Origin of the sequence: Bacillus sp. AY2-1, assembly GCF_008368965.1 — a bacterium.
In the GTDB taxonomy this organism is placed as follows: domain Bacteria; phylum Bacillota; class Bacilli; order Bacillales; family Bacillaceae_G; genus Bacillus_A; species Bacillus_A thuringiensis_S.
Map to the genome: position 1 here is coordinate 1 of NZ_QPEL01000120.1, position 12,074 is coordinate 12,074.

Below are 12,074 nucleotides of genomic sequence, written 5' to 3' on the forward strand. Positions count from 1 at the left end.
GATTAGAAGGATATTCTTTACAAGAAATTGCTAATCTCAAAAATGTTAGTAGGCAGGCTATTTCTCAGAAGGAACAAAAATTATTGAATAAAATTGATGATGATTTAGCCGAATTTAAAATTTATAAAGAATTATTCGAAAAGTACAATTGGAATCAAGAAGTTTTTTGTAAAGTTTATAAAGAAAATACTTCGGTATTTAATGCACTAAATCTCAAATTTAAAAAAGGGTACGAAAAAATTACAAATATTTTATTAGATTCAAATTATAAACTCGATGATCGACAAAAGAATGTGATTTTACAATATTCGAACATGATGATGAATCATATGAAACAGGTTGTACCATTAACTAAATCAAGCATATTTGATGAGGTTATCATTACCACATGCCAAGAGTCTTCTGTAGATGAATTAGTTGCTAAAAGATGTAATCAATTTATAAATAAAAATAGTCTAGATGAAAAATTTCTTTTTGATGAAGTGTCTATACGCGGATTTAGTGAGCGTAGTGACATTCTTATTAGAAGTAAAGGCAATGTTTATAGATATTTTGATTTCAGCCGTATTGATGATATCACTAAAGAAAAATTATTTTTCTTAATAAATCAACTGGATCCTGGAGTGTATAACATAGCAAAAATATTCCGTGAAAACAAAGAACTAATGGGGAAAATAGATATCAGGGATGAATATGAATTGCACAATTTTTATAAACAAGAAATCAAGTCATCAAATATAATTTATAATCGGATGCCTGAATTTGCTGTTGGCGGGGTAGAAAAAAACAATTTCTTAATCAGTTTATTTTATGAGTATGCACCTATACAAATTGATCAATTGCTAAGTAAAATTGAATCCGTATATTATCTAAGACAAGATTCTTTAAAAAGTCATATTTCTATGTTTTTACCAGAATACTTACATGGTGATACGATTAAAGTAGCTAGAGAAACTTTTACTTCTGAACAGATACTAAATTTGAAAAATGTATTAGATAAAGCAATCTATCTTGTTAATGAAGTAGCACAGATTGGTGAAGCTATAATACCCAATTTTAGTGAGAAATTCCTTAATAAATCTGCCATGAAAGATTTAGGATTTAATTTGAAGAGTGAATATGTATTTAGTTATGAGTATGAAACTGTTGAAGATTGTTTTATAAAGTACATTTTAGAAAAAAACTATTTCTCTAAAAATGATAAAGCGATTTATAATACAAATATTTTTAGAAATTTATTGTATTCACTTGAAAAGTCACTTGATGTAATTAAGTTGGAAAAGGATATCTATATCACTTCTACAAACCTTGAAAATGCTGGTATACCTAAAAATCAATTAATTGATTTTCAACAAAAAGCTTTAGAACATGTGAATGGCAATGAGTACTTTACGTTGAAACTACTACATAGTCGAGGGTTTACGCATGAGCTTGAAAAGTTTGGTTTTGAGAGATTTTTTTATGATCGGGTACTTTGGGCTGCTAATATAAGAACTATTACACTATCTACAGGGTATATATTTACAGTTCAGGAAACAGACGTTGCATTAATTGATTTCATACAATGGGTTATTCAAAAATGCGGTGTGATATCTATTGATGATTTAGATGCTTATGTAAAAGAGTATTTGGGAATTGTATTGGATTTTTCACGAGTTATATCACTTATTAAGTCAACAGATATCTATTATTCAGAAGAGCTTAATAAATTATATAAAAATAAAAATATGTATTTTGAGGAGATTTATAATGACAATGACTACTAAATTAACCAGTGTTACAGGTATCGAAAAAACTGATGGTACAAGAAAGTTAACAATTAAAGGGAAAACAAATAATTACACAGTTTATCGTATTCCCTTAGAGAAGCTATTCTATAATGACAGAAATGGTCGAATTGCTACTTACATTTCAAAATATATCGCAGAAGGAAATTATATCGACAGAACAATTATAGATGAATACAACGATGTATTACATGGGTTTATTCGTGAATCTAATTCAACTGCTTTAGATGCTACGAAAGATAATATTAGTAGATTTGGTCAACGTCTTCCAGGTGTTGTACTTCAAGATGGCCGTGTTATTGATGGAAATCGCCGTTTTACATGTTTAAGAGAATTAAGAAAAGAAGGAAATGATGTCTTTTTTGAGGCTGTTATTTTAGACACAGAGAATGGTATTGATGAGAGAGATATAAAACGTTTAGAATTAAATCTACAGCACGGTGAAGAACGCCCAGTAGATTATAATGCCATTGATTATTTAGTAGATATGTATAATGACATTGTGAAAAATAAAATGTTTTCCATTAAAGAGTATGGGGATTCTACAAATAAAAATAAAAAAGATATAGAAATGGGAGTTAAAAAGGCCATTTTAATGGTTCAATTTTTAGAATTTATTAATGCAAAAGAACAATATTTTATCGCGCGTGACATGGAATTAGATGGGCCATTACAAGAATGTGTTACTATCTTAAACAAGGAATTTAAAAAATGGAGTTTTGAAGAATTAGATAATCCAAGCTTTGAAGAGAAAGATATTCAAGCAGAATACCTTCGTATTCGTAATGCCTTATTTACAGCTATCTTTACGAGTCGTAGCGATGAACGAGGTGATTTAACTCGTTATATTCGTCAAATAGGGAAATCCGTTATTCATAGTGATAATCGAGAAGATTTCTTAGAAGAGTATGAAGAAATTGTTGAAGAAGTATACGAAACATTGCAAGAAGATATTGTTACATCTCAAACAGTAAAAGAAATTGGAAAAAAATTAGGGGATGCACGAAAAGAAAGCTCAGTAATTATTGATAAGGTAATTGAAGATACACAGATTACAGAAGCCCGTAAAAAGCCTGTTGAATTATTAAATCAAGCTTTAACATATTTAAATAAAATTGACAGCGATCAGGTGAAACGTCTCAAAGTTGAGGATGCTAAAGAATTTAATTTAGTTCTTGAAGAAATTAACGATGTACTAGCAGAATTTGGTGAAGCTCTTGAAATTTAATGAACTTACATTACAACCGTCATATTACACTACTACATCAGATATAGCGAAAGAGTTTTATAATCCAGTATTGTCTAGAGCAGTTTCGTATGACAGAGTTAGTGCTTATTTCAGTTCTCAAGCCCTTGCAGCTTATGCAAAGGGCTTGGAGGGCTTAATTTATAATGGTGGTCATATGAGGTTGATTATTTCTATTGATATAAGTGAAACAGACTTTAATCTAATTAGACAAGGCTATGCATTAAGAAAAGAATTACAAGAAGGGTTAATAAAAAAAATAGATAATCCGTTATCGTTGCAAGAACAAGTGAATTTTTTGAATTTAGCTAATTTAATTGCAAATGGTTATGTAGACATAAAAATAGGATTTACTAAAACAGGTATATTCCATTCTAAATTTGGGTTATGTCAAGATATCGATAATAATGTAATATATTTCACTGGATCAAATAATGAGACAGAAGCCGCTATAAAGAAAAATTTTGAGTCATTCGATATTACGGCTACATGGCTTGCATCACCGTTCGATCAACAAAAAATCTTAAAAGCACGAGATGAATTTGAAAAACTGTGGGATGATAGGCAAAATAATAACATTATTTATGTTAAAGAAGTTAACGAAGTGATTAAAAAGGAAATTATTAAGTATGATAAGGGGCGAATTATTCTGGATACGGAAATATTAACTGAAGATGTGTTAATCCTAACCATAGAAGAGGAAAGGTTAGTTCTCTATGATAACCTTGAATCCTATACTATCAAAACTTCAGATTTTGTAATAACTCAGAAATTGACACCATATTATGATCAAAAATATCCTAAGTTTTCAGGGGATTTAACTTACATTGAAATGAAAAAGGTAATTGATATATTAAAAAAATATGCAAAACGAAAAAAATTCAACTTCATTGTGAGTGACAAATTAGAAAAATATCTCGAAGAAAAAGCATATTTTATAGAGGAACGTTCAAAATATGGAGTTCTTCTAAAAAATCAAGATGAGAAAATTCTTAATCGTTTTGAAAAATTCAAGACGATTGTTACTAAGGAGCTATCTCGTACATTAAGAGATAAACAAATGTGGAGTGCGTTTTATATGCAACAAATGATAAATGCATCAAACTTTTCTGTTCCGGGTGCAGGTAAAACATCTATGATTTACGGTGTTTTTGCCTATTTGAATTCACCAGAAATAGATAAAGTTGATAAGATAGTAATGATTGGTCCGAAAAACTCTTTTTTATCTTGGAAGCAGGAGTTTAAGGAAAATTTTGGGGGTAAGAAGGAATTAAATATTTTAAATATCCATGAAAATCAAAGTAATGAATTTCAACTTAGATTAGACAGTGGTGAAAAGAATCTGATTCTCATTAACTATGAATCTTTGCAGAAATATGAATCGGTACTATTAGACATAATTGATCAACGTACAATGCTTGTTTTTGATGAGGGGCATAAAATAAAAGGTATTACTAGCAAACGTGCACAGTCTGCCAAACGTGTGTCTGTGAATGCTGGATATAAATATGTGCTAACAGGTACGCCTATTCCAAATTCATATCAAGATGTATTTAATTTTTTGAATATACTATATGCAGACGAATATAAAATGTTCTTTAATTTTAAACCAAACGATTTAGTGAAACCAAGTCCGGCTAAGGTAGATGAAATTAACGATAAAATGTATCCATTTTTTTGGCGTACAACAAAAAAAGAGCTAGATGTCCCCCCCGCTAATGATGATGAAATCATTCAAATTGTAGCAAATACAGAAGAACAAGAAATTATTGATTTACTGTATCGTAAATATGGGGACATTCCGTTTAACTTATACATTAGATTAATGCAAGCGACGGCAAATCCTGAACTACTATTAAAGTCAATTGATGCTATTGAAATGTATGGAGAAGAAGAATCTCAAAAATGGTTATCATACATGGATGATAAAACAGTAGTCTTTACTGAAGAAGAAGTAAGTTTAATTAAAAATGTCCCAGTTACATCAAAATATAGAGAAGCTATTAATTTAGCTAGTAATCTGTATGAAGAAGGAAAGCAAAGTATTATATGGTGTACGTTCGTGAGTACAATCGATAAGGTATGTAGAGATTTAAGATTAAGAGGATTGAATCCAGCTGTTATTTATGGTAGTACACTTCAAGAAGAACGAGAAGCTATTATAGAAAAGTTTAAGGCGAGAAAGATAGATGTATTAATTACCAATCCACATACTTTAGCTGAATCTGTTTCTTTGCATAAAACATGTCATGATGCAATATATCTAGAGTACTCATTTAATTTAACTCATATGTTGCAATCGAGGGATAGAATTCATCGTCTGGGGCTTCCTGAGAATCAATATACTCAATATTATTATTTAATGTTGAATGGACAAGAGGATAGACGAAATACAATCGACGAAAGAATATATCATCGATTAAAAGAAAAAGAAGAAAGAATGATTACAGCGATTGAAGATAAGAAGTTAGTTCCAGATCCTACAGAAGATTATCAAGAGATTTTGGATTTGTTTAAAATGTAGGTACTATAAAATTGAGCTGTTAAAGTGTTAATAACGATGGATGATAATGGTTTATTTGTATAAGGATTCTATCGTTAATAGTAGTTCTTTGGTGTAGAATTTGACGGATTAATTATTATTTGGGAAATAGGTTGTATTTTATTTAGTTTAATTATTCAAGATATAATTTATAAATAACCATTTCGAGTCAATATTAGTTGAATCGAAATGGTTATTTTTTAGAGTTTAAATATTTTATGTATTGAAGAAACGATGGAATAACTTGATAGGACTCAAAGCAATGTAGAGAATGTAATGAAGAAATTCAGCAGTTTAACACCTAGTTAAACTGCTTTTCCATTATAATAGAAGAAAAAACAACGGAGGAAAATCCCATGCCAACCTACAACAAACTAATCCGAAACAAAATCCCACAAATAATAAAAGCTAACGGAAAAACACCCACAACAAGAATTCTTACCCAAGACGAATACATAAAAGAACTCTGCAAGAAAACACAAGAAGAACTAACAGAATACATTGAAGCAAAAACAAAACCCGATAAACTCGAAGAACTATCCGACCTCCTAGAACTAATAAACGCCCTAGCCGAATACGAAGGCACGACACTAGAAGAAATCAACAACATCCGTAAAAAGAAAGCAGAAGAACGAGGCGGCTTCTCAGATCGAGTGTTTCTAATTGAAGTAACCGATAACTAGCCCTTCATAAGCCCCTCCTAAGCCCCTCCTAAGCCCCTTACAAGCCCCTACCAAGTAATAAATCACTAAGAAAAAACATAACAAAACAAAAACACCAACAAACACCGTAGTAGGAGTCGAAAAATTTTTTGAAATAACACGCCAAAAACCCAGCCCTCCTTCCTATATATAGTACAAAGAGGAATTTTGCATTTTTGAATTAGGACGGGAGGAATTGGGATGGCGGTATATCGTACTGTGCAGGTGAATTTTTGGCAGGATGATTTTGTTTTGGATTTGACGCCGGAGGAGCGGTATTTTTATGTGTACTTATTAACTTGTTCGAAGACGACGCAGTGTGGGATTTTTCCTTTTCCGAAGCGGTTAGCTGAGATGGAGACGGGTTATAATCGAGAGACTGTTGATAAGCTTGTGCAGCGCTTCATTGATTATGGGAAGATTCTTTATGATGCGGATACTCGGGAGTTATTCGTTTTAAATTGGCTTCGTTATAATCCGGTGACGAATACGAATGTGGAGAAGTGTGTGCTTCGTGAGCTTAAGGGTGTGAAGAATAAGGAGTTTGTACATATGTTTCTTCAGAAGTGCGTTGAGGAAGAGCTGAATGTTCCGATGCTTTTAGCGCATTTCGGCATGCCGAGTGATTTGGCTGTGGATGATGTCGAGCCAGTTTGCGAGGAGACAGAGGAAGAAGAGGTTATAGAGGAGGAAACGGGACGTCGCGTGTTTTCTTTTTATGAGGAGCATTTCGGTAGTTTGTCTCCGCATACTGTGGAGGAACTGAGTGCGTGGATGGAAGATTTGTCAGAGGAGCTTGTGCTGAAGGCTCTTCAAATTGCGTTTGAGAATAATAAGCGGACGGTTGCTTATGTGAAGGGGATTTTGAGAGGGTGGCACGGGAAAGGATTTACGAAAGTGTGTGAGGTTGAGGCGGATACGGCGAGCTTTCGGAAGAAGGAGTCGTCTGTTAGTACGGGGGAGACGGAGGAGTTTTTGGCGAGGTGTGAGGAGTGGGAGAAGAATGCGCCGTCTGAGGAAGAGTTGCAGCGCTTTTTAGCGGAGCGCGGGTGGCGGCCATGAGTATTCAAAATGTGGAGGCGGAAAAGACGGTGTTAGGTTCTCTATTACTTAATGGAGAGCTTATTAAGGAGTGCCATTTGACGGAGCAGTATTTTTCTCTGTCAGTGCACAAGTCTATATTTCAGTTAATGCGAAAAATGGAAGAAGAGGGGCAACCAATTGATCTTGTGACGTTCATTTCTAGGGTAGATCCGAAGTTTTTAGAGGGGATCGGGGGAATGGAGTATTTTATAGGGTTAATGGATGGTGTGCCTACAACTGCCAACTTCTCTTATTATGAGGGGCTTGTTCGAGGTGCCTGGAAAATGTATCAGGCGGGTGTTCTCGGGCACAAAATGGGGGAGCGTCTTATTGCGGAGAAGAATGAGAAAATTATTGGTGAGACGATTACGGCACTTTGTGAGTTAGAGGAAAAGGACTGTGTATGTGAGTTTGATTTGAAGGATGCGCTAGTTGATTTATATGAAGAGCTTCATCAAGATGCGAAAGAGATTACTGGTATTGAGACTGGTTATACATCGCTAAATAAAATGACGTGCGGATTGCAGGATGGTGATTTTGTTGTCCTTGGTGCGCGACCTTCTATGGGGAAGACTGCGTTTGCGCTAAATGTTGGACTGCATGCGGCGAAATCTGGAGCGGCGGTAGGATTATTTTCATTAGAGATGAGTAGTAAGCAATTGTTAAAAAGGGTGGCGTCTTGCGTAGGCGAGGTGTCAGGAGGTAGGCTGAAAAATCCGAAGCATCGTTTCGCGATAGAGGACTGGGAAAAGGTGAGTAAGGCGTTTGCGGAAATCGGGGAATTACCGCTTGAAATTTATGATAACGTAGGCATTTCGGTGCAAGATATTTGGATGCAAACTCGTAAGTTAAAGAGGAAGAACGGTGATAAGAAGGTTTTAGTCATTGTAGATTACTTGCAGCTTATTACGGGTGATCCGAAGCATAGGGGCAATCGATTTCAAGAGATTAGTGAAATTTCGCGTAAGCTTAAGGTATTGGCTCGCGAATTAAATGTTTGTGTAGTCGCGTTGTCGCAATTATCTCGTTCGGTAGAAGCACGGCAAGATAAGCGACCTCTTTTATCTGACTTAAGAGAGACTGGGCAAATTGAGCAAGATGCGGATGTCATTATGCTTATGTATCGTGAGGATTATTATGATAAGGAAACGGTGCAGAAAGAGATGACGGAGATTCATGTGGCGAAGCACCGGAATGGGCCTGTTGGTAGTTTTAAGCTGAGATTTTTGAAGGAGTTTGGGCGGTTTGTGGAGGTTGGATGATAAAATAGAAGAAGGTATATAAAAAAGTAAAGGAGTGGTTACAGATGACAAAAGTGGGTCGTTTATATGAACAGGAGAAGCAAGAAGAAATTGATAAAGCACTTTCGGCAGCTGGAATGCTCTTTAAAGGAATGAGTGTAGAAGAAATAGCTGAAAAATTAGATGTAACAATTGAAAAGGTGAAAGAATGGGAGAAGCGTTTATCCGATTAAAAGGGGTGATATTCAGTGTTGCTCTTTTTTTTATTATCCATGACATAATATGACAAATTTTGGGTGGGTTATTTGCTAAGATAGGCTTGGAAATCTTACATTATAGTTAATAGGGGGATTTGAAATGTTAAAAAAACTAGGGGTATTGGTTTTAGGAAGTGCTGTAGCATTAAGTTTAGTGGCATGTGATGATGCTACTAAGGAAGCTTCTAATGAGAAAAAAGAAGAGCCGAAGCAAGAAACGAAGAAAGAAAATAAAGAAAATAAAGAAAGTAAAAAGAAAATTTCAGCAGCTGACGTAGAAGCTATTAAAGTAGGTGATTCTTTAACTGGTGCGGGTGGGGAGAAATACGAAGATGTGGTCGCAAAGTTTGGAGAGCCGGATAATAAAGCGGAGTCTCAAGCTGGGGATATTAAAATGATTATTGCTAGCTGGACAAAGAATATTAATGGTGACCTTGGAGCGAATTTTAATGTTACATTTACTGAAAAAGATGGGCAAAAACTTGCTACGAGTAAAGCACAAATGGGAATGAAATAAAGGAAGGATAGGGGATTCAAAATGAAACGTACAACAGAATTTGTATTAGGACTTATTGGTGGTATTTTCGGTATTTTATGTGCATTTATTGCTTTATTTATAGGTGGAGTCGCTTCTGCTATGGAGGCAGAAGGAGCGAGTAATGTAATTGGTTTAGGTTGGGCAGCGGTCGCATTATCAATTCTAGGTATCGTTGGATCAGTTATGGTAAAAAGTAAAGCAAAAGTGGGCGGGGCTATGATGACAATTGCTGCAATTGGAGGATTCATTTGTATTTCTTTCATTTATATTTTACCTGCAGTTTTACTATTAATCGGTGGGCTAATGGGAATGTTTCGTAAAGAGAAAGTGGCAGTGTCTGCATAAATCAACATGTTAAAAATAGCCGACTATTATATAATAGTCGGCTATTTTTATAAGGAGAAGTTGTTAGGTTTAATACGCAAATTTTTTGATTTGCTCTTGAATATCCTCCTTATTTCCCCATAAAGAAGGATTTTCTCTCTGCAGTAATCCATTGCTCCAAGTCGTCTTGGCTACGTCGGACAAGTCGATTTACTAAAACGTCATGCCATACATAATCCTCAAGTAAGTATATATGAACGGGGTCATCTGTATAAAAAGCAATATTACGCTCTTCAATTGATGGTCCATAAATCATCTCTTTAGAATCTATCGATACAATAAACCAATGTTCTGTAGAGAGGGTTTCTGTATAAGGTGTGATACGATGAGCTTCTAGATTTTTAATTGGATTTTCAACATGTAAGGTAATACCTTGTACTGAAACTTTATCAGCTACCTCACATAGTTCCTCTTTTAACGCTTCATACATCTCATCCCACATTGAAATGACAATACGTTGTTCTGCTTTTTTTATTAATGCCTGACAATAGCTAATGATTGTTTGATTGTCTTTTAAAGTAATCACTCGATTATCCGTTTTTTCCTCGGAAGTTTCTAGTTTTTTTAATGAATCACTTATTCCTTCATAAGTAGACTGCCATTCTGTTTGCGCCTTCTGTAAAAAGATTTCAACAGGTAGAGGTGAATAGCGAGTGGTGTCATTTATTTCTTCCTTCATGACAATTCCTTTTTCTACAAGGTTACCTAAAATCTCATAAATTCGCGCTCTTGGGACACCCGAATCCTTACTCACTTGATAGGCTGTGACAGGCCCCTGTTTAACAAGAGATACATAAGATTTAGCTTCATATTCATTGAAACCAATTTTTTTGAGCTGTTGTACTATGTAGTCCACTTTTTTCGTCCTCCGATGTTTGCATTTATCCCGCTTTAACGGGCAGTAAGACCCCCACCTCAAAATTCAGCGGAAGCAAAGAAGTTAGGTGGGAATCAACTGCCCGTAAAAGCCCGATTGGTTCAACTAATAATCAGTGGGGGATGAACACCCCCCCCACTGATTAAAGTTTCACTTTATATTTCAACGTTACAATAACTCTTTACATTTAGCAAATTGATAGTTACTATTACAATAGTGACTAAAGGGGAGGCTACTAGTATGGATTTTTATTTAGACCCATCTGTATTAATGATTTTGATTGTTTTTGGATTTGTAGCTGCATTTATTGATTCAGTTGTAGGTGGTGGTGGACTCATTGCTTTACCAGCTTTATTATTTACAGGATTGAATCCAGCAAGTGCAGTAGCCACGAATAAATTAGCATCGACAATGGGGAGTGCAACTAGTAATATTGTGTTTTATCGTTCTGGTAATCTTGATTTGAAATCGGCTTTTAAATTATTTCCAATCACTTTTATAGGTTCCATAATAGGGGCATGGACCGTTCATTTAATGAATCCAGAAGTACTGAAGCCATTAATGCTGATCATGCTTGGTGTGGTCGCTATTTATACGATATTCAAGAAGGATTGGGGAAGTATTTCCACTCATAAAAAATTGTCTGGTCGACACGTCATTATTTTTACCTTTTTTATTTTTGCTATTGGTTTTTATGATGGATTTCTAGGTCCTGGTACAGGTTCATTTTTAATGTTTTCTCTTTTATTTATTGGGTATGATTTTTTAAAAGCAGCAGGTACTGCGAAGTTTCTTAATTTAGGAAGTAACGTTGGTGCATTGTTGATGTTTATGTATGTAGGGCAAGTAAACTATGTGTATGGTTTTATAATGGGAGTTGCTCAAATTGCTGGAGGAATCGCCGGCTCCAGATTTGCTATAAAAAAAGGAAGCGGGTATGTTCGTGCCCTTTTCATTACAGTAACTTGTTTATTGTTAGCGAAAAATCTGTATGACTATATTCAGTAAGTAATTAAAGAACGTAGAAAAGGTTAAATACGCAGATTACATAAAATATAAGAAGACACTAGGGAGAAAATTCTTTTTAACGTTTTTTAGATGCTACCTTATTTGAAGATAGCATCTAAAAAGAAAATCTAATTGAAGAGAATGAAAATAATATAAACTCATATTTTCTATATAAAATTTCATTTGTTTTGTTTACATAATATCTTTACAATCATTTGATAAAATATATGTAACTGCATATTGTGAGGGTGGGTGGTTATCCCTTCTTTCCATTTGGAAGGAAAGGGGGTGATAATATGGAGTTTTTGTTTGACCTTGTAAAAGAATTTGTAAAAGCGACTGTACGTGAAGTTTCAGCGTATTTTTTGCGGAAGCAACTTCTGGGTAAGGACAACAAAAAACCCACTCCG

The 12,074-nt window shown here is 34.4% G+C and carries 11 protein-coding genes; 10 read left to right on the plus strand and 1 reads right to left on the minus strand.

From position 1 onward, the window contains the following. The 9 genes from DN403_RS23600 to DN403_RS23635 all read left to right on the plus strand — a co-directional run. Nucleotides 1-1,766, plus strand: a 1,766-nt coding sequence (locus tag DN403_RS23600; protein ID WP_149185812.1) for a hypothetical protein, incomplete at its 5' end; no start/stop codon positions are given. Further along, nucleotides 1,750-3,015, plus strand: a complete 1,266-nt coding sequence (locus DN403_RS23605) for a ParB N-terminal domain-containing protein (RefSeq protein WP_149185813.1) — start codon at nt 1,750-1,752, stop codon at nt 3,013-3,015. The genes DN403_RS23600 and DN403_RS23605, both read left to right, overlap by 17 nt. Then, entirely contained in the window at nt 3,005-5,557 is a 2,553-nt protein-coding gene (locus tag DN403_RS23610; RefSeq protein ID WP_149185814.1) for an SNF2-related protein, read from the plus strand. Before DN403_RS23605 ends, DN403_RS23610 begins: the two co-directional genes overlap by 11 nt. Before the next feature lie 374 nt (nt 5,558-5,931). Continuing rightward, nucleotides 5,932-6,258, plus strand: a complete 327-nt coding sequence (locus DN403_RS23615) for a nucleoside triphosphate pyrophosphohydrolase (RefSeq protein WP_097826376.1) — start codon at nt 5,932-5,934, stop codon at nt 6,256-6,258. 219 nt (nt 6,259-6,477) lie between these two features. Continuing rightward, nucleotides 6,478-7,338 (plus strand): DnaD domain-containing protein, encoded by an 861-nt coding sequence (locus tag DN403_RS23620; RefSeq protein ID WP_000312179.1) that lies wholly within the window; start codon nt 6,478-6,480, stop codon nt 7,336-7,338. Beyond that, complete coding sequence (gene dnaB / locus DN403_RS23625) at nt 7,335-8,621, plus strand: replicative DNA helicase (RefSeq protein WP_149185815.1); 1,287 nt, start codon at nt 7,335-7,337, stop codon at nt 8,619-8,621. Before DN403_RS23620 ends, dnaB begins: the two co-directional genes overlap by 4 nt. A gap of 44 nt (nt 8,622-8,665) precedes the next feature. Continuing rightward, nucleotides 8,666-8,833, plus strand: coding sequence for a hypothetical protein (locus DN403_RS31310; protein WP_000169782.1), 168 nt, complete (start codon nt 8,666-8,668; stop codon nt 8,831-8,833). 124 nt (nt 8,834-8,957) lie between these two features. Then, a complete protein-coding gene (locus DN403_RS23630; protein WP_000914238.1) occupies nt 8,958-9,374 on the plus strand; it encodes a DUF3862 domain-containing protein in 417 nt (138 codons plus the stop codon). Between the two features lie 21 nt (nt 9,375-9,395). Beyond that, nucleotides 9,396-9,740: a DUF4064 domain-containing protein gene (locus DN403_RS23635; RefSeq protein WP_000831855.1), complete on the plus strand. Its 345-nt coding sequence runs from the start codon at nt 9,396-9,398 to the stop codon at nt 9,738-9,740. A gap of 109 nt (nt 9,741-9,849) precedes the next feature. On the opposite strand, the gene DN403_RS23640 is transcribed toward DN403_RS23635, so the two are convergent. Continuing rightward, nucleotides 9,850-10,635, minus strand: a complete 786-nt coding sequence (locus DN403_RS23640; RefSeq protein WP_000384616.1) for a TrmB family transcriptional regulator — start codon at nt 10,633-10,635, stop codon at nt 9,850-9,852. A 261-nt stretch (nt 10,636-10,896) separates the two neighbouring features. Between DN403_RS23640 and DN403_RS23645 the strand changes: the two genes are divergently transcribed. Then, nucleotides 10,897-11,664 carry a TSUP family transporter gene (locus DN403_RS23645; RefSeq protein ID WP_000348439.1) on the plus strand — a complete coding sequence of 256 codons (768 nt, stop codon included), beginning with the start codon at nt 10,897-10,899 and terminating at the stop codon, nt 11,662-11,664. Nucleotides 11,665-12,074 lie beyond the last annotated feature (410 nt).